This window comes from Pseudoalteromonas sp. 11L1 (assembly GCF_055397545.1).
This window is the reverse complement of sequence record NZ_AP041142.1, coordinates 620,182-644,247: the sequence shown is the minus strand read 5'-3', so window position 1 is coordinate 644,247 and position 24,066 is coordinate 620,182. Positions and strand designations below refer to the sequence as shown.

At 40.3% G+C, this 24,066-nt stretch carries 19 protein-coding genes and 1 pseudogene; 10 read left to right on the top strand and 10 right to left on the bottom strand.

The window, feature by feature from the left end:
• Positions 1-92: 92 nt before the first annotated feature.
• From ACZ5WS_RS18530 to ACZ5WS_RS18505, 6 genes are all read right to left on the bottom strand, one after another.
• On the bottom strand, positions 93-3,020 hold the full coding sequence (locus tag ACZ5WS_RS18530; protein ID WP_464712125.1) for a TonB-dependent receptor: 2,928 nt from the start codon (positions 3,018-3,020) through the stop codon (positions 93-95).
• 241 nt (positions 3,021-3,261) lie between these two features.
• A complete protein-coding gene (locus ACZ5WS_RS18525) occupies positions 3,262-4,077 on the bottom strand; it encodes a prolipoprotein diacylglyceryl transferase family protein (RefSeq protein ID WP_464711784.1) in 816 nt (271 codons plus the stop codon).
• A gap of 146 nt (positions 4,078-4,223) precedes the next feature.
• Entirely contained in the window at positions 4,224-4,943 is a 720-nt protein-coding gene (locus tag ACZ5WS_RS18520) for an SIR2 family NAD-dependent protein deacylase (protein WP_464711782.1), read from the bottom strand.
• 281 nt (positions 4,944-5,224) lie between these two features.
• Complete coding sequence (locus ACZ5WS_RS18515) at positions 5,225-5,470, bottom strand: YfhL family 4Fe-4S dicluster ferredoxin (protein WP_178956955.1); 246 nt, start codon at positions 5,468-5,470, stop codon at positions 5,225-5,227.
• Positions 5,471-5,484: 14 nt separating this feature from the next.
• Complete coding sequence (gene trhP, locus ACZ5WS_RS18510; protein WP_138605807.1) at positions 5,485-6,873, bottom strand: prephenate-dependent tRNA uridine(34) hydroxylase TrhP; 1,389 nt, start codon at positions 6,871-6,873, stop codon at positions 5,485-5,487.
• 154 nt (positions 6,874-7,027) lie between these two features.
• Positions 7,028-8,353 (bottom strand): methyl-accepting chemotaxis protein, encoded by a 1,326-nt coding sequence (locus ACZ5WS_RS18505; protein ID WP_290169946.1) that lies wholly within the window; start codon positions 8,351-8,353, stop codon positions 7,028-7,030.
• 271 nt (positions 8,354-8,624) lie between these two features.
• On the opposite strand from ACZ5WS_RS18505, the gene ndk reads away from it, so the two are divergent.
• The 9 genes and pseudogenes from ndk to der all read left to right on the top strand — a co-directional run bounded on the left by ndk (position 8,625) and on the right by der (position 18,646).
• Positions 8,625-9,056: a nucleoside-diphosphate kinase gene (gene ndk / locus ACZ5WS_RS18500; protein ID WP_008111339.1), complete on the top strand. Its 432-nt coding sequence runs from the start codon at positions 8,625-8,627 to the stop codon at positions 9,054-9,056.
• Between the two features lie 183 nt (positions 9,057-9,239).
• Positions 9,240-10,370 carry a dual-specificity RNA methyltransferase RlmN gene (rlmN, locus tag ACZ5WS_RS18495; protein WP_010389431.1) on the top strand — a complete coding sequence of 377 codons (1,131 nt, stop codon included), beginning with the start codon at positions 9,240-9,242 and terminating at the stop codon, positions 10,368-10,370.
• A gap of 113 nt (positions 10,371-10,483) precedes the next feature.
• A pseudogene (gene pilW, locus ACZ5WS_RS18490) lies at positions 10,484-11,383 on the top strand (type IV pilus biogenesis/stability protein PilW); the annotation flags it as partial.
• 372 nt (positions 11,384-11,755) lie between these two features.
• The gene (locus ACZ5WS_RS18485; RefSeq protein WP_464711779.1) at positions 11,756-12,637 is read left to right on the top strand and encodes a RodZ domain-containing protein; all 882 of its coding nucleotides are present in this window, start codon (positions 11,756-11,758) and stop codon (positions 12,635-12,637) included.
• A gap of 5 nt (positions 12,638-12,642) precedes the next feature.
• On the top strand, positions 12,643-13,761 hold the full coding sequence (gene ispG, locus ACZ5WS_RS18480) for a flavodoxin-dependent (E)-4-hydroxy-3-methylbut-2-enyl-diphosphate synthase (protein ID WP_008111348.1): 1,119 nt from the start codon (positions 12,643-12,645) through the stop codon (positions 13,759-13,761).
• Between the two features lie 187 nt (positions 13,762-13,948).
• Positions 13,949-15,229, top strand: coding sequence for a histidine--tRNA ligase (gene hisS / locus ACZ5WS_RS18475; RefSeq protein ID WP_138605799.1), 1,281 nt, complete (start codon positions 13,949-13,951; stop codon positions 15,227-15,229).
• Positions 15,230-15,273: 44 nt separating this feature from the next.
• On the top strand, positions 15,274-15,894 hold the full coding sequence (locus tag ACZ5WS_RS18470) for a YfgM family protein (RefSeq protein ID WP_138605797.1): 621 nt from the start codon (positions 15,274-15,276) through the stop codon (positions 15,892-15,894).
• A 10-nt stretch (positions 15,895-15,904) separates the two neighbouring features.
• Positions 15,905-17,083 carry an outer membrane protein assembly factor BamB gene (gene bamB, locus ACZ5WS_RS18465; RefSeq protein WP_198522852.1) on the top strand — a complete coding sequence of 393 codons (1,179 nt, stop codon included), beginning with the start codon at positions 15,905-15,907 and terminating at the stop codon, positions 17,081-17,083.
• A 93-nt stretch (positions 17,084-17,176) separates the two neighbouring features.
• Positions 17,177-18,646, top strand: a complete 1,470-nt coding sequence (gene der, locus ACZ5WS_RS18460) for a ribosome biogenesis GTPase Der (RefSeq protein WP_010389444.1) — start codon at positions 17,177-17,179, stop codon at positions 18,644-18,646.
• Positions 18,647-18,972: 326 nt separating this feature from the next.
• Here the strand turns inward: der and ACZ5WS_RS18455 are convergent, their stop codons facing one another.
• The 4 genes from ACZ5WS_RS18455 to ACZ5WS_RS18440 form a co-directional block, all read right to left on the bottom strand.
• Positions 18,973-19,731: a hypothetical protein gene (locus tag ACZ5WS_RS18455; protein WP_464711776.1), complete on the bottom strand. Its 759-nt coding sequence runs from the start codon at positions 19,729-19,731 to the stop codon at positions 18,973-18,975.
• Positions 19,718-20,476 carry a hypothetical protein gene (locus ACZ5WS_RS18450; protein WP_464711774.1) on the bottom strand — a complete coding sequence of 253 codons (759 nt, stop codon included), beginning with the start codon at positions 20,474-20,476 and terminating at the stop codon, positions 19,718-19,720. Before ACZ5WS_RS18450 ends, ACZ5WS_RS18455 begins: the two co-directional genes overlap by 14 nt.
• On the bottom strand, positions 20,463-21,221 hold the full coding sequence (locus ACZ5WS_RS18445) for a hypothetical protein (RefSeq protein ID WP_464711773.1): 759 nt from the start codon (positions 21,219-21,221) through the stop codon (positions 20,463-20,465). Before ACZ5WS_RS18445 ends, ACZ5WS_RS18450 begins: the two co-directional genes overlap by 14 nt.
• A gap of 99 nt (positions 21,222-21,320) precedes the next feature.
• A complete protein-coding gene (locus tag ACZ5WS_RS18440; protein WP_198522854.1) occupies positions 21,321-21,824 on the bottom strand; it encodes a TFIIB-type zinc ribbon-containing protein in 504 nt (167 codons plus the stop codon).
• 427 nt (positions 21,825-22,251) lie between these two features.
• Between ACZ5WS_RS18440 and ACZ5WS_RS18435 the strand changes: the two genes are divergently transcribed.
• Positions 22,252-23,979 (top strand): DUF885 domain-containing protein, encoded by a 1,728-nt coding sequence (locus tag ACZ5WS_RS18435; protein WP_464711771.1) that lies wholly within the window; start codon positions 22,252-22,254, stop codon positions 23,977-23,979.
• The last annotated feature ends 87 nt before the right edge of the window (positions 23,980-24,066 follow it).

Sequence of the window (24,066 nt, the reverse complement as noted above, 5' to 3'; positions counted from 1 at the left end):
TTAAATAATTTTTATAATGCTCATTATAAAGTAATAACCTACAAGAAAAAGCTAAAACCGCAACAACAGGGCATGTTTACCCTAATCTACTCTTAAAAACGGTAGTTTATGCCCGCATAATAACGCCTTCCCGAATAGCTTGAGTTTAATAACCGAGATTCTGTATCGTTACCTAGGCGCTTTACCGACTCAGATTTCGTTAAATTAATCACAGCAGCTGTTAGGCTCAAGTCTTCTAATAAAGTAATTGATGCATTTACATCAACTTGCTCGTATGGGTCTTGATACACGTTTAAACCACTATTTAAACCCAACACGGTTTCACCGCGTTTGTTATAAGAAGCACGAATATTAAAGGCATCACCCTCATAATATATCGAGGTATTGTACTGGTACTTAGCGCTGCCAATTAACGGCGATTTACCAAACTCTTTACCATCTACTTCTACATCGGCCTTATTGGTTTTGTTATAAGTGTAGTTTGCGTAAAAACCAAAACCACTATCAAAGGCATGCTGTATAAATACTTCAGCCCCTTTAGATACAGCATCAGTGCCATTGCCTACAGTGCTATATGGCGACACAGTAATATTTCCCGAATCAACTATGCCCTCTTTACCTGCAAAATCTTGTTGTACGTCAATAACTAAGGGAACAACAAAGTTATCAACAGTTTTATGAAATAGTGCTAAACCAACGGCAGAGCCTTCGCTGTAATAATATTCAATAGATAAATCCGCTTGCACCGACTCGAACGGTTTTAAATTTTTATTACCGCCACTGCCACTAAAACCCGGAATCTCATTAAATTCAGCTCTGTCGTCGGCCCACTCATCTGAAACAAACGTAATGCGTTGTTGTGCGCCTAAATCGGCATAATCAGGGCGAGACATTACTTTTGCAATCGCGCCGCGCACAACAATATCTTCGCTTGCATCCCATGCAATATTAAAGCTAGGTAAAATTTGGGTATCGGTATTCTCTTGAGTATTGAGTTGATAATCTTCAACAAATCTATCGTCTCCGGTTACCACCTCCCCGCTTTCATCGTCAGTATGATCCAGCAAATATGTGTACAGATCGGTTGATGATGTCATGGTTTTCGTGCGAACAACACGTACCCCTAAATTACCGCGCACGCTATCAAATTCAAAATCACCTTGTAGATAAAATGCCGCTATTTGCTCTTCAATATCATAAATGAAATTATCCTCTTTACGCGTATACGGCACATAATTACTGGTCACAATATCGCGGTATTTATCCCAATCAATGCCGGGCATTTGATTTATATTAAAACCACCCGCAATATTACCTTCGTTGATAAACACATCTTGTGCTAGTGGCATACCGTTATTCCACTGGTAACTATCAAAGCGTGTGATCCCACCCTCACTGGCTTCTGCTGCGGCAATATCAAAATTAGGATCTAAAAAGAAGGTGTTACCGGTTTCGCGGTGAAGCGTAGCTTCTCGATACTTAACCCCTGTTTTAATTGTTCTTAAAATGCCCCAATCGGTATAAATATCAAAGTCAGCTTGGTAGTAATCTTCTTCAAGTTCACTACGCACAAAACTTGAATTTGACGAACCCGGATCGCGACCACCACCCACACCATTAAGTAAGTTAGCTAACGTATTTGGATCTATATTTAAACTAATATCGTTCTCATTAATTTTCCAACCCGCTGTTTTAGCGGCATTTTCTATGCGGTTTTCATTTTCACCCGCGTTAGAACTTTTATAAGCTGCTTCCCAACTCTCTTTCGGGCCACCTTCAGAACGTGTATTACCCGCCACAAAACGGGCTTTGAAGTAATCACCTTCGTAGGTTAAGTTGAGATCAAAAGTGTCAGAGGTTGACTCTTCACGCACATAGCTGCCTCGCATCCACGGCAATTGCATATCATTTTCTATGCCACTTGCAGCTGCATCAAATTGCATTCCATTAACTATCGTGCCCGACTCATCCAAACTTACATCGGTTAAAAAGTCAGGATTTAAAGACCACTCAGGTATATCAATCACCGATTCAGTTCTATTTTTATCAAGTGAAAATCCAAAATAGTTAAAACCAATTTCTACTCGGCTAGTTGGGCGCCACTGCGTGCTAAATTGTATCCCTTCTCGCTCACGTAATTCGTTTACAATTGAACCTCGAACCACTTGAGGAAACCAGACATTGTCATAATTATTGCCTTGAGAATCGCTTACTGAACCCCACTGATTATTATTTTCAACCGGTGCGCCATTAACATCAACCGGGTTATCACCGGCAAAGCGCCACACATTTGCATCGGTGCCACCCGAAAGAGAGCGGTTAGTGCGTGTTTGTGAGGTATAACCAAACAACACACCAAAAGTATCAGCATCGTTCTTCCAAGAATAAAGTGCGGTTACTTGGGGCTCATATTCTTCAGTTACATCGGCATAAGTGCTTTCAATATTAATCACCCCTGAGTTTGCATCCATACTTAGCGGTTTACGACTATGCATTAATACCGTGCCGCCCACTCCACCTTCATCTAAACGTGCCTCTGGCGATTTATACACTTCCACACTTTCAATCATGGCTGAGGAGAGTAATGCATAATCAAACGAACGAGATGGCTCTCCTGGTGATGACGCAATAAAATTACCATTTAACTGAGAAAAGGTGAGTTCAGATGATAACCCCCTAATACTAACTGATGAGCCCTCGCCTCCGTCACGGTCAATAACCACTCCGGGTACACGTTGTAATGAGTCGGCGACGTTCTTATCAGGAAACTTACCAATGTCTTCAGCTGTAATCGCATCAACCACAGAGCTAGACAAACGTTTTATATCTAAATTAGCCGCCATACTGGAACGAATACCACGCACCTCTATTACTTCCATATCTTTACTTTTTAATGCTTTATCTTCAGCTTCATCAGCATATGCATGATTAATTACAGATAAAATAGAGATACACAGCGTTGATTTAACAAAACGTGGAAGTGAGTGAGCAGAGGTTTGAGTTATCCGATGAGCGGTCATAGTTTTAACAGTTCCATTTAAAATACAGTTAATACTTAAAGGTGAGCGTACCAAGGAAAGCTGATACGAAAAAAGTAGCTGCATTCTACACAACCAAACTTAATAGTTTGTTAATGTAAACTGATAAGTAACTGAATACTTTATCAATAAATAGTCAATTAAAATAAAGGCAGGCATTTAAGCCGCAAAATGGCTATTTAGCTGCTTAGGAAGGAGTAACTAGGCCAAACAACAAACACTATTATTTTTTATCACTAATAGCCTGAATATAATAACCTAAACTTGCATGAGAAAGTTCTCCCATATGACTGGTGACTAACTCACCTTGGCTATTATAAAACAAAGTGGTTGGTAAGCCCGCAGCACCTGATTCGCGACTCACATTACTGCTTTGGTCAAAAAACACATGATTAAGATCGAGTTGCTGTTCATTAAGGAACGCTTTTACCGTGTGTAAGTCTTCACCTTGATTGACAAACGCCACCGTAATATTTGGGTTATTTTTTTGAGCTGCTCGTAGCACTGGCATTTCTTTTCGACACGGCGGACACCACGACGCCCAAAAGTTAATAACCACAGGCTTACCTTTAAAGTTTTGTAAATTAACTTGCTGCCCTTGCATATTATGCACAACCGATTGCGGTAATTGCACACCCGTTTGATAAATAGACAATGCAAAGTTAGGAATAATCATTGAACAAAAACCTACAAACCCAGCAATAGCGTAGTTTTTCATTACCGCTTTTTTACCACGCGCATAAAACGCTAAAACAACTATACCGCTGAGCCAGCCATAATAACCAATAAAGCCACCGTCGCTAATATTAAAAAGCTGCCACCAATTACCTTTATAGGCATCCCACATGGTAAACACAAACGCTAAACGCGAGACTAAAAAGCCCACCAAAATTGCTTTAAAAACCGTGTCTAAAATCGCTTTTTGTAATGGATGTTGGCGCGTTAATAAATAGGTAAGCCCCCAAAAAATGCCTAAACCTAAAAAAATAATTAACTGAGAAATGGAAATAACCAAAGGCCCAAGAGAAATACTTAACATTGCTACCGACTTACTATAATGTATTTAAGTACCTAAAATAACGAGTACCAGCGTGAATTAAATACCAACAATAACATAATGTAAGCTGTACTGATTATTAATAACGCATAACAAATTATGTATACCAGCAGCAATATATAACCTATTTAACCTTGTTGCTGTATGTACTCCAATGCAGTCATTTTCTTATAACTTACACTTGAGTGCAGTACATGAGTAGGTTCAGGGTCAACAATTTCAATTGGAATAGCATAATTACGTGCAATCTCTAGTGCCATTTGGGTAATGTTTACACTAAAAGAGGTACCCATAAATACCATTTTATCGGCATTCATCATTCGCTGCTGCGCCTCAGTAATACGGTATAGCTCGGTGTAATATTCATCAAATAACAGCACAAAGGGCTTTAGAGAATGATTAAGCTTAGGCTGGTTATTTTCAATATTGAATAGCTCCAGTAAAGAGCGATGTAAGTTGCTCTCATCAACATTATCCCAAGGAGTTGTTTGTGGTGTAACGTCATCACCTTGATGATGAAACAGCGTCATTTGATCAAGCCGTCCATGAATCGCAATAAAATTTTTATTACCCGCCTTACCATCAAGCCCATCAATATTTTGGGTAATTAGGTTTTTGTCGCTTAGCCAACTATGCACCTCATTAGGACCATGATGACGATAAGTTGCAAAACGATGATAATACCAGGCTAAAAACTCTCGCGGATTATTTTTATACATGGCACGGGTTGCCATTTGCATGGGTGTATAATTTTTACTGCCAATGCTCCAAAAACCATCTTCACCACGAAAAGTAGGAATACCACTAGCAGCACTCACACCCGCCCCTGTAATGTATAAAGTATTCATAAAGCAATCTCTTACATTCAATAAACTTATAATACTTTATAACATTGTAAATTTGAGACTTTTACTCTTTTGCTATTAAATTATTTAGGCTCCGATGATTAGCTGAAAATAAATTAGGATACCAAAAAAGTTCTTTATATTTTTAGTTCCGCTCAAGTGCACTCCAAATCTTTCTTTAATTATTGACATACTGGAAACTATGGCAACAATTAGCAACAACTAATTAGTCGCAATACACTTGGCTTTCTAATAAAAACAGATAGGTAATCTTTTTAAAGTAACTAACCCATTAATCTCACATACTTTTCAGCCAGTTCATCTATACTTTCCCGATGATTAGGATCGGGCTTTATGCAGTCAATGGGGCATACACTGACGCAAGTAGGCTTGTCGTAGTGGCCTACACATTCGGTGCATTTTTCAGGGTCTATTTGGTAAATTTTAGCGCCCATATAAATTGCTTCATTTGGGCACTCTGGATCGCACATGTCACAGTTAATGCACTTGCTGTTTATGAGTAAAGCCATGATTAAACTCTCTATTATGAAACAGCTTGTTTGAAAGGATTGCGGGTATCTTGGTTTTCATCCAAATTTCGCATAAGTATCGCGTGCTCTAAATCGATAGTGTCAGGCAGTGGAATTTTTACAATGTGGCCTGAACCTTTGGCATCGGTGATGCTTTCGCCTTTTTTATTTTCCATACTTTCTAGGGTAAAACTAATATTGCCTTTCGGCGTCATTAGCTCTAATGAATGGCCAACACAAAACTTATTTTTTACATCTATTTCAACCAAACCATTAGCATTACGCCCTAGTACCTCACCTACAAATTGCTGCTTGGTAGAAACTGAATGGCCGTATTCGTAATTTTGATAATCTTGGTGGGCGTGGCGCTTTAAAAATCCTTCGGTGTAACCACGGTGCGCTAGGTTCTCAAGAGTTTTGAATAAATCAGCATCGAATGGTTTACCTGCGACGGCATCGTCAATCGCTTTACGATACACCTGAGCGGTACGCGCAACATAATAAAATGACTTAGTACGCCCTTCTATTTTTAAGCTATGCACCCCCATTTTTGTTAGCTGCTCTACGTATTGCACGGCGCGTAAGTCTTTTGAGTTCATGATATAAGTACCATGCTCGTCTTCAAATGCGGGCATGTATTCGCCTGGGCGGCCTTGCTCTTCAAGCATAAATACATTGTTACTTGGCGCGCCTTCACCTAACGTAGGTATAACCGTTTTAGGATCGATTTTATGTACCATTTCACCGGTTTCGTTCTCAGTGCCAGGTTTAACATCGTATTCCCAACGACACGCATTAGTGCATGTGCCTTGGTTAGGATCGCGTTTATTAATATAGCCTGAGAGTAAACAGCGCCCTGAATAGGCCATACACAGAGCACCATGAACAAATACTTCTAGCTCTGTTTCTGGGCATAAAGAGCGAATTTCACTTATTTCTTCAAGCGATAACTCGCGAGATAAAATTACCCGCTCAATACCCTGTTTTACCCAAAACAATACACTGGCATAGTTTACTGCATTAGCTTGTACTGAAAGGTGAATGGGCATATCAGGCCATTTTTCACGCACTAACATAATTAAGCCAGGATCGGACATGATCAATGCATCCGGCTTCATAGCAATTACTGGCTCTATATCACGTAAATACGATTTTACTTTCGCATTGTGTGGGGCAATATTAGACACTACATAAAACTTTTTATTTAGCGCATGAGCTTCGTTAATACCTATTTGTAAAGTATCTAAATCAAATTCATTATTGCGAACCCTTAAACTGTAACGAGGTTGGCCGGCATAAACAGCGTCTGCCCCATAGGCAAAGGCATAACGCATGTTTTTTAAGCTACCTGCTGGGCAAAGTAGTTCAGGAATAAACGGGGTTGAAGAAGTAACTGCTGACATGTGCGCTCCATACATCGAACCGAGTTCAAGCCGGTTGCATGAATAGTTAAGGGAAATAAAGCGCGCAAGTATAATGAGTGGTCAAAAGAGAAACTTTGATCGAGATCATCAAAATTTCTCTTCTGTGTTAAAAATGAAGAGCAGCAAATTTAAGTTATTTTTTACTACTTAATTGATTAGAAAATTGGCTAACGGCATCAACAACTTGTTGTGCGCCTTTTTTAATGTCACTCATTACAACACCAGATTCTTTGGAGAGTTCGAGTCCTTGTTGCGCTTTATTTCTACCTTGCTCTATAACAGCAACAGTGGCTTGAGTTAAGTTTTGATTTTGCTGTACAACATCCACAATTTCTTCGGTAGCTTTACTGGTTCTTGAGGCAAGCAAACGGACTTCATCAGCGACTACAGCGAAACCGCGACCCTGCTCACCAGCTCTTGCAGCCTCAATAGCTGCATTAAGTGCTAGTAAGTTGGTTTGGTCAGCAATACTGCTAATGCTTTGCACTATGCTCGCTATCAGTTGCGATTGTTTATCTAACGCTGAAATTTCTTGAGCTGTTTGCTCCATTTGCACCGACAGCTCGTTCATAACCTGTGCGGTTTTTTGTACCACTTCTGCGCCCTTATCCGCGTTATTATCAGTTTCAATTGAAGTGCCATGCGCAATATTCGCCGCTTGTTCTGTGGCCAGTTCTTTTTCTACTTGGTCTGTGATCACAGTAGCAAATTTAACTACTTTATAAAGCTCATTTGCTTCATTAAAAATCGGATTATACGACGCTTCTAACCACACTTCATTACCATGCTTATCAATACGTTTAAATCTGCCGGCAATGAACTCGCCATTTCGCAGGCGCTGCCAGAAGACTTGATACTCTTTACTACTCGCTTCTTGCTCATCACAGAACATACCATGGTGCTTACCTAAAACTTCTTGCTTTGAATAACTCATACTTTTTAAGAAGTTGTCATTAACACGCAGAACCATACCCTGAGTATCGAACTCAATAACCGCTGTTGAACGATGCAATGCTTTGATTAAATCTTCGTTTTCTCTCGAGCTTTCAATTATTTGTGTAAGCACAGTGCAATGCAGGGTTAAATACTCAAGCTGACCTTGCTCATTTTTTATCGGGTGTAAAATACAGCGTAACCAATCTCGTTGTCCGTTTTGGTGGGATACTTGAATAGCGCCAGCAAAATGTTCGGCTTTACTTAACGCTTTTTTAAAGGCATGAAAATCAGCGTTATTTCTAGCGTTTTCTGGAATAAAATCTAAAATCTTTTTATTGAGTATTTGGCTATTTGAGTAATTAAATTCCCGTTCAAAGTTTTTATTTTGTCTTAATATTGCACCTTGCTTATCAAGCTCCAATACCAACATCTCACTATCTAAACTTTGCTTAACCTGCTCTCCTACAGAAAGCTTACTTTGTAAATCAGCAATTTGATTTTTTAAAGATTGGTTAAAAAACATATATTTACCTTAATTTTTGCATGTACTCGACCTGCATTTGGATCCATATAAAAGTGTATATTTAACAAAAGTCACACCATTTAGATAAAAAAGTATAGTTCAAGTTTATGAACATATAATAAATGTAAAAACATTGTTTTTAGTTCATAAATACAAGCTAGCAAATTTAAAAAGTTGGAAAAGTAGAATAAATTAGGTTTTTTTAACTAAAACGCGTATAATTCGCGCCCGTTAATATTCAACCTTTTATTTAAATTATTGGAGCACAAAGATGGCTTTAGAGCGTACTTTTTCAATCGTAAAACCTGATGCAGTTGCTAAAAACCACATCGGCGCAATCTACAACCGTTTCGAAACTGCGGGTCTTAAAATCGTTGCAGCTAAAATGGTTCACCTTTCACAAGAGAAAGCTGAAGGTTTCTACGCTGAACACAGCGAACGTCCTTTCTTTGGCGCTTTAGTATCTTTCATGACTTCTGGCCCAGTAATGGTTACCGTTCTTGAAGGCGAAAACGCTGTTCTTAAAAACCGTGAAATCATGGGTGCTACTAACCCTGCTGAAGCACTAGCTGGCACTTTACGTGCAGACTACGCTGATAGCATCGACGAAAATGCGGTTCACGGTTCTGACGCTGTTGAATCTGCTGCTCGCGAAATCGCGTACTTCTTCGCTGACGAAGAACTTTGCCCACGTACTCGTTAATTCGAGTTCACAGCTAACCCTGTGATGCAAAGTATGAAAAGGGCTTTCGAGCCCTTTTTTAGTCATTACGTAAAGTATTAGCCGTTTATTTATGATGTTTTACTTAATGATTATAGTGGATGAATTGCGTACAATTCGTCCTTGTAAATTTTTACCATCACCGCCACCGATTGAGGTTGTTACATGACCGAGCAAAAAAAGATTAACTTATTAGATTTAAACCGAGATGCAATGCGAGAGCTATTTGTATCATTCGGTGAAAAGCCATTCCGTGGCGATCAGGTGATGAAATGGATTTATCATTTTGGCGTAGATAATTTCGACGAAATGAGTAACGTAAACAAAAAGCTAAAAGAAAAGCTTAAAAATGAATGCGAAATTGTTGCACCAGAAATATCAGTTCGCCAACAAGCCAGCGACGGTACCATCAAATACGCACTCGTGTTAGAAGGCGGTCAAGAAGTTGAAGCAGTTTGGATCCCAGAAAAAGATCGCGCCACCTTGTGTGTATCTTCTCAAGTGGGCTGTGCACTAGAATGTACTTTTTGCTCAACGGCTCAACAAGGCTTTAACCGTAACTTAAAAGTGTCTGAAATTATCGGCCAAGTATGGCGAGTAGCCAAAGATATTGGCCTAGATGGCAACAGCGAAAAACGTCCTGTCACTAACGTAGTGATGATGGGTATGGGCGAGCCGTTACTTAACGTTAAAAACGTGGTACCTGCAATGGAATTAATGATGGACGACTGGGGCTTTGGTTTATCTAAACGCCGCGTTACATTAAGCACCTCAGGTGTGGTACCTGCCCTTGATTTATTGAAAGAAAAAATAGACGTAGCACTGGCAATTTCACTGCATGCGCCAGATAACGCCCTGCGTGACATTTTAGTACCGATCAATAAAAAATACCCAATTGAAGAGTTTTTAGCTGCGTGTCGTCGTTACATTGACGGTTCAAAAGCCAACAAAGATGTGACTATTGAATATGTAATGCTTAACGGCGTTAACGATAGTACTGATCAAGCTCATGAACTGGTTAAAACGTTAAAAGGAACACCCTCTAAGGTTAACCTTATTCCATTTAATCCATTCCCAGGTAATGAATATACTCGTTCAAGCAACAGTCGAATTGATCGTTTCTCTAAAGTATTACAAGCTGCGGGTATTACCTGTATTGTTCGTCGTACCCGAGGAGATGACATTGACGCTGCCTGCGGCCAGTTAGCTGGCGATGTTGTAGACCGTACGAAGCGTATGGCGAAAAAGAAAATGCGTGATGACAATGCAATTGCAGTGAATATTCATCAAGCCTAATTTTTGAGTAATCAAGAGCCTTTGTGATATATCGTTTATTTTTAAATAAATGATGCAACACAAAGGCTTTGAGGTAAGATAGAGGTTATGGATATAAATAAAGAGACAAAGTAATGCGATCTTTACTTACGTTAGCACTATCAACACTGTTTATAAGCGGTTGTGTTACCGAAAATAGTTACAACGGCAGCGATAAACCGGTCCTCGAGAATAAAATTAATAACGATGGTGCAGCTCGCACGCGCATAGCATTGGCATTACAGTATTTAAATACAGGCAATAACTCTCAAGCTAAATATAACCTAGAACGTGCCAACGAGTACGCTCCAAACTTACCCGAAGTACACTACTCTTTAGCATACTATTACCAACAAGTTGGCGAGAACGGATTAGCCGACAAAGCCTATCAAAAAGCACTGGCTATCAAGCCAAATGACCCTAACACCTTAAACAACTACGGCACGTTTTTGTGCAGTATTAATGAGTATGATCGCGCCACCGATCAGTTTTTAAAAGCGATTGAAATACCCAGTTATATTCGTGTAGCGCAAAGCTATGAAAATTTGGCCCTGTGCGCTATTGAATTTAACGATTTCACAAACGCCGAGAGCTATTTTCAACAAGCACTAAACCATAGCTCACAACGCGCATCTACATTAATAAGTTTAGCGGCTCTATATTATGCAAAAAGCGACTTGTACAAAGCCAGTAACTTAATAAAACGTTATGACGATACCGCGCAAGTTTCTTCTCGCGCTTTGTTGCTTGGCTATTTGGTTAAACAACGAATGGGGAAAATTGAAGAAGCAGAAAAAATTGCGACAACCTTACTACAAACCTACCCAAGTAGTATGCAAGCTAACGCCATTCGCGATAATCAGTTAAGACGAACAGAATTTGAAGTACTACGTGAAAAATATCGCCAAGCCCAGCTAGATGAATTACAAGAAAGTAGTAATAACAACCAAATTATTGCTGAGCCGAAAATAAAAATTATTCGTAAAAAAAGCCCAGTACCGGCTTCAAATAACAAAGCGTCAGATGAGCAAATCAAAAAAATACGCTAGATAATTACACTCCTTTTAACTGTAAACTAAAATAAAGCACAAAGGGTGATGTGCAAATGCTTGTTTTAGGGGAAAGCAATTTAGCATTTCAGTGTGATACAATGCTAAACTGCTACAAATAAGGTGTATTAAAGGACTTAAAAACACATAAACTTTATCAAAACACGGTATAGTTTTTAAAATATTAAATGTAGTGCCTTTTTATAGTGCGCCTTAGCAACAAGAATTAACGAATACTAAAAAATAAAAACGAAGTCTTACTCTGGTTGTTAAGCCAAAACTTAAACTTTTACTAGTGGATCCAAACTGATACACATTATGAATGAAGATAATACACAACCGCAGAGCGATGAACCCTCTGTAGGTCAAATACTAAAAACACATAGAGAAAATGCAAACATTAGCCTTGCTAATATTGCCTCGTTATTAAAGTTAACTGAATTACAAGTTCAGCATATTGAAAACGATGAATATCATTTACTAGGCGCAAAAACATTTGTTAAAGGCTACATAAAAAATTATTGCCGCACACTAAACATAGATAGCAGCGCTATTTTAGCGATGTTGCCTGCCTTTAGTGCTTCAGATAAGCCTGTAGATATGCAAAGCTTTTCAAGGCGTACAGAAAAAGAAGCGCATGACAGTCGACTAATGACGGTAAGTTACTTAATTTTAGCCATTGTTATTGGCTCATCAGCCGTATGGTGGTGGCAAAATGCAACGCCTATTGATGAACAAACTAATACTATAAAAGCGAGTAACTCATTCATCACTGTGCAACAAGAAAATACAAAACGACTCGCTGATGAGGCCAATGAAGCTGTCGATGAAGCACAATCAAATGATATTGAGCCTGCACCACAAGCAGACCCAGCCGTAATCAATGAACAACAAACAATTCAGGCTGCGCCCCTTAACGATGCACAAAGCCAAAGTGAACCAACAAGCAGTGATTTAAGCACCATTATTATGATGTTTAATGACGAAAGCTGGGTTGAAATCCACGATGCCAACGATGAGAAAATTGCATTTGGTGTAAAAAAAGCAGGCTATGAAATGACCTTAACTGGTGTAGCGCCTTTTTCAGTGATACTAGGCAAGCACGATGTTGTTCGTATTACCCTAAATGGTGAGCCAGTTGATATTTCGGCTTTTCCTAAAAACCGTTTAGCTAAATTTAAATTACCCTTAGCAGAGTAGTCGCTATGTTTTCAGAATCCCCTATAAAACGCAGAAAATCCACCCGCATTAATGTGGGTAATGTTCCAATTGGTGATGGTGCACCAATTGCTGTGCAGTCAATGACCAACACAGACACAATGGACATTGATGCCACTGTAGCTCAAATTCAAGCGATTCAAGATGCCGGTGCTGACATAGTACGTGTATCTGTTCCGACCATGGATGCAGCTGAAGCATTTAAAAGCATTAAAGAGCAGGTATCGATACCGCTGGTTGCTGATATTCACTTTGACTACCGCATTGCATTAAAAGTAGCAAAGTATGGTGTTGATTGTTTACGTATTAACCCAGGAAACATTGGCAGTGAAGAACGTATTAGAGCCGTTGTTGATTCGGCCCGAGAGCATAACATTCCAATTCGTATTGGCGTAAATGGCGGCTCACTTGAGCGCGACCTACAAGAAAAATACGGCGAGCCAACACCTGAAGCTCTACTTGAATCTGCTATGCGTCATGTAGATATATTACGTCGCTTAGACTTTGACCAATTTAAAATTTCGGTGAAAGCATCAGACGTATTTTTAGCGGTTGGCGCGTATCGTCTACTTGCAAAAGAAATCGATCAGCCACTGCATTTAGGCATTACTGAAGCAGGCGGCATGCGCTCTGGTTCAGTTAAATCGGCCGTTGGTTTAGGCATGTTATTGGCTGAAGGTATTGGTGACACGCTGCGTGTATCACTAGCAGCGGATCCAGTTCAAGAAATAAAAGTAGGCTTTGATATATTAAAATCATTGCGTATTCGCTCTCGCGGCATTAATTTTATTGCTTGCCCTAGCTGTTCGCGCCAAGAGTTTGATGTAGTAAGCACCATGAATCAACTTGAAGAGCGCTTAGAAGATATTATTGAGCCAGTTTCAGTGTCAGTCATTGGCTGTGTGGTTAACGGACCAGGCGAAGCATTAGTGAGTGATATTGGCCTTGCCGGCGCAAACCGTCGCTCAGGTTTATACATTAATGGCGAACGCCAAAAAGCCCGTATTGATAACAATAATATTGTTGATCAACTTGAAGGCTATGTACGCGATTTCATTGAACAGAAGCAACAGCAAACTCCAATTGACATAAAAATCGTAGAGTGATGTGTTGTTACAACACTATGTATTCAAATGACCTTTTTTAGTCGCAGCATTCACAACGTAGTATAAATTACGTACGCCCCGCTGCGCTCGCAATTACCTTATAGTTAGGGTTATAATGCAGGGTCGATTTTTTAGTTTTACGTGGTTGCAGCCCAGAGCTGCACATAAACAGATTTAGGATTTATCAGTGGCAAAACAAATTCAGGCAGTTCGCGGTATGAACGATTGCCTGCCAGGCGATACGCAAGTTTGGCAGAAAGTAGAACACATTTTACGCGAGACCGTATCATCGTTTGGTTATCAAGAAATTCGTTTTCCAATTGTAGAATCAACCGACCTATTTAAACGCTCTATTGGTGAAGTAACCGATATAGTAGAAAAAGAAATGTACACCTTTGCCGATCGTAACGGCGACAATTTAACTCTGCGCCCAGAAGGGACTGCAGTGTGTGTCCGTGCAGGTAACGAAAATGGCCTGTTATACAATCAAGAACAACGCCTTTGGTACATGGGCCCTATGTTTCGCCATGAACGCCCACAAAAAGGTCGCTACCGTCAATTTCATCAGTTTGGTTTAGAGACTTTTGGTATTGCCAGCGCCGATATTGACGCCGAAGTTATTTTACTCACGGCGCAACTTTGGGAAGCATTTGGCATTACTGACCATGTGCGTTTAGAACTTAATTCATTAGGTTCAAACGAAGCACGTGCACAGTACCGCGATGCCTTAATCGCCTTTTTAGAACAACATACCGATGTACTAGATGAAGATTCTAAGCGTCGTATGTACTCTAACCCACTGCGCGTTTTGGATACTAAAAATCCAGATATTCAGGCAATCTTAGTCGATGCACCAAAGCTATCTGAACATTTAGATGCTGAATCAAAAGAACATTTTGAAAATTTATGTGAACGATTAGATGCCGCAGGCGTCAAATACACGGTTAATGAAAAGCTGGTACGTGGCTTAGATTATTACAACCGCACTGTATTTGAATGGGTAACCGACAGCTTAGGTGCACAAGGTACTGTATGTGCTGGTGGTCGTTATGATGGCTTAGTAGAGCAATTAGGCGGTAAATCAACCCCTGCGGTAGGTTTCGCGATGGGTTTAGAGCGCTTGGTTTTACTACTTCAAGCACTTGAATGTGTAGGTGACATACGCCGTAGTGCTGATGTATATTTAGCAGCTATGGGCGACAAAGCCAGTATTCAAGCGCCTATAATTGCATCTACCTTACGTCGTGATGTACCTGGATTACGGGTTATGGTGCACGCTGGCGCTGGTAACTTTAAAAAACAACTCAAACGTGCTGATAAAAGCGATGCGCTCGTCGCAATTATTATCGGTGAAGATGAATTAGAGCAAGGCGTTGTGACTATTAAATACTTACGTGAGCGTAAGGAACAAGTCACACTAGAACTAGAACAAGCTAAAACGTTACTTGCAGAACTAATTAATAGCTAAATTATATAAAGCGTAAGTAGTGAAGCGCTTTAACAGAGGTAAGCATGGAAATTTATTCAACAGAAGAACAACAAGCAGAAGCAATTAAACGCTTTTTTCGTGAAAACGGCCTTTCACTAGCGTTAGGCGTTATTGTTGGTTTAGGTGGTTTATATGGCTGGAAAGCATACAACCAAAATCAAATAACGACTGCAGAGCAAGCATCTGATGCATACACTAAGCTTGTTGAAAGCGACAGCGTATTAGCATCTGCTGATGCATTTATCACTGAAAACAAAGACACTCAGTACGCAACTCTAGCGGCATTTGTTGCTGCAAAAGAAGCAGTAGATGCCCAAAACTTAGATGTAGCAAATGAAAAGTTAAGCTGGATCGTAACTAACGTTGATAACGCAGAGCTTAAAGCCATTGCAACAACACGTTTAGCGCGTGTGCAAATTGCTCAGCAGCAATACGATGATGCATTAAGTACGTTAAATGCTCCTCTTCCTGAAGCATTTAACGCAAATGTGGCTGAATTAAAAGGTGACATTTACACTCAGCAAGGCAATAAAGAACAAGCACGCGTAGCCTACCAAGCTGCTGTTGATGCCGGCGGATTAACGAGTAATCCTCTTTTACAAATTAAGTTAGATGACCTAGCAGTAACTAGCCCAGCGGCATAAGGTTTTAGGCATGAGAAAAATAACAACAGCAACGCTTGCCCTATGTATGGCAACCCTAATGGGGTGTTCTTCAAGTGATGACGAAGAAGAACTGGTGCTTCCAGAAATAGCCAATCAGTTTGAAACTGATGTGGTATGGCAAGAATCTATTGGTAACGGTGTAGAGCATTACTTTTCACGCCTATCACCTGCTGTTTATAAAGAGACAGTGTATGTTGCTAGCCGTGAAGGCCAAGTAGAAGCCTTATCACTTGCCAATGGCGATACCCAATGGGAAACCGACGTTCGCCAAGATTTATCGTTTTGGCCTTGGAGCGATAACGATAGTGCAAAATTATCAGGCGGAATATTACAAGCTTATGGTAAAATCTATTTAGGCTCTGAACATGGTTATGTAATTGCACTTGACCGTGAGACTGGTAAAGAAGTTTGGCGTAAAAAAGTACCTGGCGAATCACTCTCTAAACCCGCTGCAGGCGATGGCTTAATCTTTGTCAATTTAGCCTCAGGTAAGTTACTTGCGCTTCACCCAGATACTGGTGAAGAACGCTGGAGCTTTGAGCAAGAAGTGCCACCGCTAACTTTACGCGGTCAAAGCTCACCTACTGTGGCTAACGGTGGTGTGTTACTAGGCTTAGAAACTGGTAAGTTAAGTGTTTTAATTTCTGAGAGTGGCTACTCGGCATGGAGTGCAGAAATTGCAGTGCCAAAAGGCGCATCAGAGTTTGAACGTTTAGTTGATGTAGACACGCAGCCAATCATTAGCGGTCCATTTGCTTATGCTATTGCTTACAATGGTAACTTATCAGCAGTAGATATTCGTTCAGGTAATGTTGTATGGAAACGTGAATACAGCAGCTACCGTGAAATTAGCATGGATTTGCAAACAATTTACGTTGTTGATAGTAACGGCGTTGTTTATGCACTTGATAAAGATTCGGGCATTGAACGTTGGAGCCAACCCGCTCTACGTGGCTGGTACTTAACAGGCCCAGCGGTTGCCGGTAATTATTTAGCGTTAGGTGACCAAGAAGGCAATTTGCATTGGTTAAATAAAGACACTGGCGAGCTAGTATCTCGTGAAGACTTTGACAGCTCAGGTTTTTTTGTTGAGCCTGTTGTCGCTGACGATAAATTGATTTTATACACCCGCGATGGTGAAGTTAGCGCGGTAAAAATACCGAACTAACTGTCTACTATTAGTGTAAGGCACTAATAGTTAATTATTTTTTGTAAGGCTTCGCACTGCGAAGCCTTTTGTTGTTTTTTAAAGAGGTAGTTTATGCTTCCCGTGATCGCTCTTGTAGGGCGACCCAATGTGGGCAAATCCACATTATTTAACCGTTTAACACGTACTCGTGATGCACTCGTTGCCGACTTTCCTGGCTTAACGCGTGATAGAAAATATGGCCAAGCAAATTACGATGGCTTTGAATTTATCGTGGTAGATACGGGCGGTATTGATGGCTCAGAAGAAGGTATCGAAACCGAAATGGCTGATCAGTCATTACTAGCCATTGAAGAAGCGGATATTGTTTTATTTTTAGTTGATGCTCGCGTAGGTATGACAGTGGCTGATCAAGCTATTGCTAATCACTTACGTAAGCAAGAGAAGAAATGTTTTGTTGTTGCCAATAAAACAGACGGCATTGATGCCGACTCAAACTGTGCTGAGTTTTATCAACTTTCACTTGGTGAAGTTCATCATATCGCTGCCGCACATGGCCGTGGTATTACTTTACTGCTTGAGCAAACTCTTCAGCCTGTTATTGCTGAACTTGCTGCTCTTGATGAAGATGTAGCCGATGACGATGAAGAACTTATCGACTTATATCAAGAAGGTGAAGAAGATGACACCGATCACCAAGCGTTTGCCGATAAGCCGGTAAAGCTGGCAATTATTGGTCGTCCAAATGTTGGTAAGTCAACCCTTACTAACCGCATACTAGGTGAAGACCGGGTTATTGTATACGATATGCCAGGTACAACCCGTGACTCAATTTACATTCCGATGACCCGTAACGACAAAGAATATATTCTTATCGATACCGCCGGTGTGCGTAAACGTAAAAAAGTAAGTGACGTGGTTGAGAAATTCTCAGTCATTAAAACATTACAAGCAATCGAAGATTGTAACGTCGTGTTACTAGTGGTTGATGCCCGCGATGGTATCTCTGATCAAGACTTAAGCCTGTTAGGTTTTGCCCTTAACTCAGGACGCTCATTGGTTATTGCCGTGAACAAGTGGGATGGCCTAGATAACTACGTTAAAGACCGTATTAAGACTGAGCTTGATCGTCGTTTAGGCTTTATTGATTTTGCCCGCCTACACTTTATCTCTGCTCTGCATGGTACCGGTGTTGGCCATTTATTTGAATCAGTTGACGAAGCATATGAGTCGGCAACTAAGCGAATTAGTACTGCTATGCTACGTCGTATTATGGACATGGCACAGGCCGACCACCAGCCGCCACTTGTTCGTGGACGTCGTGTTAAGCTTAAGTATGCGCATGCTGGGGGCTACAACCCGCCACGTATTGTTATTCATGGTAACCAAGTACATGACTTACCTGATAGCTACAAACGCTACTTAATGAACTACTACCGTAAAGCACTTAAAATTATGGGTACCCCAATCAAAATTGAATTTAGAGAAGGCGATAACCCATTTGCAGGGCGTACTAATAAAGTAACCCTGTCGCAAAAACGTAAAATTCGCGCGTTTAGTAAAGAAAACCGCAATAAATCATAACAGCTTTAATTGAGTCAGTTTCATAAAATGGCGTACTTTATAGTACGCCATTTTTTTATGATTCAAAATTAAGTCATGTTAATTACGCTAATTCGCTTAATTACGTGAGCTATTTTGAGGTAAGAAAACCATCTCGATAACATGGCACGATTTTCTTTTTTAAGCTGAACTTTGGTTGAGATAGGTTTATTATCCACAGTTCAGGTTATTTAATTTTTCTCGGCATTTGCTCCTGCATCCATGCCGTCGCAGATAAAAACTCTTAATGCGGTTAGCATCTGATTTTATCCAGTAAATTAATTAAGTATTATTGCAGACAAGTACGCTTATAATCCTTCATATTCAGCCTTCCTTGGTTTTAAAATTTGCTTTCTACAGTCAACCATATCCCAACAATCCGTTTCAGGTACGCCGTAATACCAGGCTCTAAAAATCGGTTGATACTTTTCAATAACCCGTTGTTGCATACGTTTTGAAAAATGGGGTAAGTAAAAAGTTTTGATCACCGTAATGTGCCTTTTAATCGTCTTTCCTAAATTAAAGCGCGCTTGGCGATACCGAATGTCTGCTTTTTTATATTCTCTGCTCTCAGGTGTAAAGTTTTGCATGTCTTGTTTAGGGCCAGTCGCCCACCCAGCTACTTTATTCATTTGTTCAGCAAACGGCTTAACGGTAAACGTGATATGAATAGGATCATCAGCATCGGTGGGCCCAAAGCCTCGCGTAAATACATTGTAGTGATAATTAGGATGGGTAACCTTAAAAAGAATTGTTGCATAGGCATTGGGTTGTAATAAATCCACACGATCCCGTGGGAAGGTAATTGGCTTATTAGCATAGGCAGTTTTAAAGAATCTATAACCTGAGTCTATGCCACAACTACTATGACCACATGACTCTGTGTACACAGACTCTATCAAAAAAGGATACTCTGGCACTGAGCCATCCTCTGTTTCAATCGTCACAACAATGGGTCCACGATAACCATGCGCTTTATCAAATAAAAAATCACAGCCTGATGTCAAAAAGCATACCAGTAGCACACAGTAAAATTGCAGTGCAGTTTTACGCTTATAATCCTTCATATTCAGCTTCCCTTGGCTTTAAAATATGTTCTTGGCAAGTCATTTTGTTCCAACAATCCGTTTCAGGTACACCGTAATACCAGGCTCTAAAAATCGGTTGATACTTTTCAATCACCCGTTGTTGCATACGTTTTGAAAAATGGGGTAAGTACATAGTTTTGATCACCGTAATGTGCCTTTTAATCGTCTTTCCTAAATTAAAGCGCTCTTGCCAAAGCTGCATTTTTCCATTGAAATGCTCATTACTATCTGGTGCCGCGTTCTGCATCATCACTTTGCCTTGCTCGGCCCACCCAGCTACTTTATTCATTTGTTCAGCAAACGGCTTAACGGTAAACGTGATATGTATGGGGTCATCAGCATCGGTGGGCCCAAAGCCTCGCGTAAATACATTGTAGTGATAATTAGGATGGGTAACCTTAAAAAGAATTGTTGCATAGGCATTGGGTTGTAATAAATCCACACGATCCCGTGGGAAGGTAATTGGCTTATTAGCATAGGCAGTTTTAAAGTATCTATAACCTGAGTCTATGCCACAACTACTATGACCACATGACTCTGTGTACACAGACTCTATCAAAAAAGGAAATTCTGGCACTGAGCCATCCTCTGTTTCAATCGTCACAACAATGGGTCCGCGATAACCATGCGCTTTATCAAATAAAAAATCACAGCCTGATGTCAAAAAGCATGCCAGTAGCACACAGTAAAATTGCAGTGCTACTTTACGCTTATAATCCTTCATATTCAGCTTCCCTTGGTTTTAAAATTTGCTTTCTACATTTAACCATACTCCAACAATCCGTTTCAGGTACGCCGTAATACCAGGCTCTAAAAATCGGTTGATACTTTTCAATAACCCGTTGTTGCATACGTTTTGAAAAATGGGGTAAGTAAAAAGTTTTGATCACCGTAAAGTGCCTTTTAATCATATCTCCTAAATTAAAACGCGCTTGGCGATACCGAATGTCTGCTTTTTTATATTCCCTGCTATCAGGTGTAAAGTTTTGCATGTCTTGCTTAGGGCCAGTCGCCCAGCCAGCTACTTTTTCCATTTGTTCAGTAAACGGCTTAACGGTAAACGTGACATGAATAGGGTCATCAGCATCGGTGGGCGCAAAGCCTCGCGGAAATCCGCGGTGGTGATAATTAGGATGAGTAACAGTAAACTCAATCGATGCATAGGCGTTGGGCTGTAATAAATCCAAACGCTCCCGTGGGAAGGTAATTGGCTCATTAGCATAGGCCGTTTTAAAATATTTATAACCAAAGTCAATACCACAACTACTATGACCACACGACTCTGAATAGGCCGACTTTATCAAAAAAGGGAATTCTGGCACTGAGCCATCCTCTGTTTCAATCGTCACAACAATGGGCCCACGATAACCATGCGCTTTATCGAATACCGTAGTGCAACTTGTTGTCAAAACACACGCCAGTAGCACACAGTAAAATTGCAGTGCGGTTTTACGCTTATAATCCTTCATATTCAGCCTTCCTTGGTTTTAAAATTTGTTCTTGCAAGTCATACTTTAATTGGCAACACTTGCGAATTAAAAATTAACGTAGCGAACGAGACTAATTTATTACTCAAAGTTGAGTACTGCCAATTGCACCAGCCGTTCAACAGTAGTGCCTTGAACATTTTTAGGCGCTTTGGGGTAATATTTTGATTTTGGCGGCTTAATAGTTATAAACCCATGATTGGTGGCCATTTCATGGGCTAGCAGTTTTCGTTCTTTGGGTGTTAAATGGTTTTCGTGTATTTTGCTTAATTCGCCACTATCAAGCCATATTCCCGCACAGCTTGGGCATTCATCTATTTCAACTGCTTTTAGCGGTGAAAAATACCTACGCATCATCACTATGCTTGGGCATTTAGGGCAATTTACTCGCATTGCGACTTCACCCTCACCTTCGGCATAATTACTTAAATACTTAAGTAAAACCTGACCATGTTTTAACTCTGGCGAGCTAAATTTAAAAATTTGGCTGTTATCGAAAAAAACGCCTCCTAACGACGATGTATAAACAGTGATACCGCCAACTAATATAGACTCCAATGGTGTATTCGTACGAGGGCACAACATTTTCAAAATCCTTTTTATTTTAATACCTAAAGTTAAATAGTTATTCTAACGCTTTGTGTATCAGGCCGATTAATGGTGGTAGCAATGTAGTGTGACCTGCCAATACAAACTCATGTGCATCATCTGACATTTTTTTCACGTACAGCAAGTAATCCAAATCCATTTTTCTTCATCATAATCAGGTTTTGAACCTGCAAAGCTAAACATGTAAAGCTCAATAAATATTTGGGTGTTGGCTATTCGCCTTATCAGTTAGCAAAATACGTTATTAAATATCGCTACTCCAATATGTTTTATTTTAAACACCAGTAAAACAATAAGCTAGACTGCTGTTAAAAACCAACGCATTAATTGAGTGAACTTGTTATTATCGTAAAATAGGCACGCGCATGAATAACAATTAAAACTCTAAAAAGTGAAATTCAACATGTTTAAAAAAACAATTTTAGCTATTTGTTTAGCAGCCACCTCGCTGCCAAGCTTAGCCGACAGTAGCAGCGACTTAACAACCATTATTGATAACCATTGGGAAAATGCGAAAGCAGAAAAAATATTTTTTAGAACCGATCCAGACGGTTGGAAACCAAACGGCACATTGCCAAATTGGAGTGAGCAAGCCATTGCTAAGCGCCAAGCTTACAACAACAGCGTACTAAAAAGCTTAGCCAGCATTGACCCAAAAACACTCAATAGCGAGCAGCTAATGAACTACCGCTTATTTAAATATGAGCGAGAAACAGAGCAGCAAAGCTACCTTTATCAAGATAAGTATTTTCCGGTTAATTTTTTAAGTGGCTGGCATACTTACTTTGCAGAAGCGCCAGCTAACATGGCCTTTTTAACTGCCGAGGATTACGATGCATTTTTAGTTAGCCTTAGTGACTACCCTCGTTTTAATCAGCAAAACATTAATTTAATGAAACAAGGCATTCAAACCGGTTTTACACATTACTGCGAAACGTTTAAAAATTACGGCCAAAGCATTAACGCTCATATAGTTAAACAACCTGAGAATAGCGCCTTATATGAGCCATTTACCCGCATCCCTAATACATTTAGCGCAGCGCAAAAAGAAACTTACCAAAATAAAGCTAAAACAATAATTGCCTCAAAAGTTGTGCCTGCTTACGAGCACTTTTACGACTTTTTTGAAAACGAATATATGCCGCACTGTAGAACGCAGCCGGGTATTGCAAGCATCAAAGGTGGCCTTGATTATTACAAGTACACGGTTAATTACTACACCACCACTAATGCTACTCCTAAACAAATTCATGAACTTGGTCTAAAAGAAGTGGCGCGCATTAAAGCACAAATGCAAGCCATTATTGATAGCGTTGGTTTTGAAGGCAGCTACAGCGACTTTTTAAAATTTTTAGCAACCGATGAGCAATTTTACGCAAAAGACGCCCAAGACTTGCTAGAAAAAACCGCTTTTATAACGCAAAAAATGTATGGCAAACTCCCCACTTACTTTGGCCATTTACCGCGTAACACCTTTACTATAAAAGGCTCAGCGAGTCGTGGTGCGTTTTATATGCCACCGCCAGATAACCGCTCACCTGGCACTTACTTTTTAGCCTCAACTCCAAAACTTCAGCCTTTATATAATTTAGAAGCACTTAGCCTGCACGAAGCTATTCCTGGGCATCATTTACAAAACGCCATTGCAATGGAGTTAGACGTTCCTGAATTTAGACGCACACTGAGTCACTCAGCATTTGGCGAGGGCTGGGCACTTTATACAGAGCGTTTAGGTAAAGAAGCGGGCTTTTACCAAAGCCCGTACAGTGACTTTGGTCGTTTAGGCTACGAAATGTGGCGCGCAGTGCGCTTAGTGGTTGATACCGGCATTCATGCCTTTGGCTGGAGCCGCCAAAAGGCGATTGATTATTTGGCTGATCATACCGCCTTGCCACAAAGCGCCGTGGAAGATCAAATAGACCGCTATATTTCATGGCCAGGCCAAGCGCTTTCATACAAAATGGGCGAAATTAAAATACGCGAACTGCGTGCAAAAGCCGAAAAACAGCTAGGCGCTAAATTTGATATACGCAGCTTTCACGACACCGTTATTGGTCAAGGTTCACTTCCTATGGCGGTACTTGAAGATGTAATTAACGACTGGATAGCACAGCAAAAATTAGCTATCTAAGATACAACGGAAACAAATTGAGAGGCGGTATTATTATCGCCTCTTTTTAAAGCCCTATTAAACACCTCAAAACTAATCCCTGCTCGC

Coding starts and splice junctions, on each gene's coding strand:
- ACZ5WS_RS18530 (WP_464712125.1), bottom strand. CDS start 3,020: ATGACCGCTCATCGGATAACTCAAACCTCTGCTCACTCACTTCCACGT.
- ACZ5WS_RS18525 (WP_464711784.1), bottom strand. CDS start 4,077: ATGTTAAGTATTTCTCTTGGGCCTTTGGTTATTTCCATTTCTCAGTTA.
- ACZ5WS_RS18520 (WP_464711782.1), bottom strand. CDS start 4,943: ATGAATACTTTATACATTACAGGGGCGGGTGTGAGTGCTGCTAGTGGT.
- ACZ5WS_RS18515 (WP_178956955.1), bottom strand. CDS start 5,470: ATGGCTTTACTCATAAACAGCAAGTGCATTAACTGTGACATGTGCGAT.
- trhP (WP_138605807.1), bottom strand. CDS start 6,873: ATGTCAGCAGTTACTTCTTCAACCCCGTTTATTCCTGAACTACTTTGC.
- ACZ5WS_RS18505 (WP_290169946.1), bottom strand. CDS start 8,353: ATGTTTTTTAACCAATCTTTAAAAAATCAAATTGCTGATTTACAAAGT.
- ndk (WP_008111339.1), top strand. CDS start 8,625: ATGGCTTTAGAGCGTACTTTTTCAATCGTAAAACCTGATGCAGTTGCT.
- rlmN (WP_010389431.1), top strand. CDS start 9,240: ATGACCGAGCAAAAAAAGATTAACTTATTAGATTTAAACCGAGATGCA.
- ACZ5WS_RS18485 (WP_464711779.1), top strand. CDS start 11,756: ATGAATGAAGATAATACACAACCGCAGAGCGATGAACCCTCTGTAGGT.
- ispG (WP_008111348.1), top strand. CDS start 12,643: ATGTTTTCAGAATCCCCTATAAAACGCAGAAAATCCACCCGCATTAAT.
- ACZ5WS_RS18470 (WP_138605797.1), top strand. CDS start 15,274: ATGGAAATTTATTCAACAGAAGAACAACAAGCAGAAGCAATTAAACGC.
- bamB (WP_198522852.1), top strand. CDS start 15,905: ATGAGAAAAATAACAACAGCAACGCTTGCCCTATGTATGGCAACCCTA.
- der (WP_010389444.1), top strand. CDS start 17,177: ATGCTTCCCGTGATCGCTCTTGTAGGGCGACCCAATGTGGGCAAATCC.
- ACZ5WS_RS18455 (WP_464711776.1), bottom strand. CDS start 19,731: ATGAAGGATTATAAGCGTAAAACTGCACTGCAATTTTACTGTGTGCTA.
- ACZ5WS_RS18450 (WP_464711774.1), bottom strand. CDS start 20,476: ATGAAGGATTATAAGCGTAAAGTAGCACTGCAATTTTACTGTGTGCTA.
- ACZ5WS_RS18445 (WP_464711773.1), bottom strand. CDS start 21,221: ATGAAGGATTATAAGCGTAAAACCGCACTGCAATTTTACTGTGTGCTA.
- ACZ5WS_RS18440 (WP_198522854.1), bottom strand. CDS start 21,824: ATGTTGTGCCCTCGTACGAATACACCATTGGAGTCTATATTAGTTGGC.
- ACZ5WS_RS18435 (WP_464711771.1), top strand. CDS start 22,252: ATGTTTAAAAAAACAATTTTAGCTATTTGTTTAGCAGCCACCTCGCTG.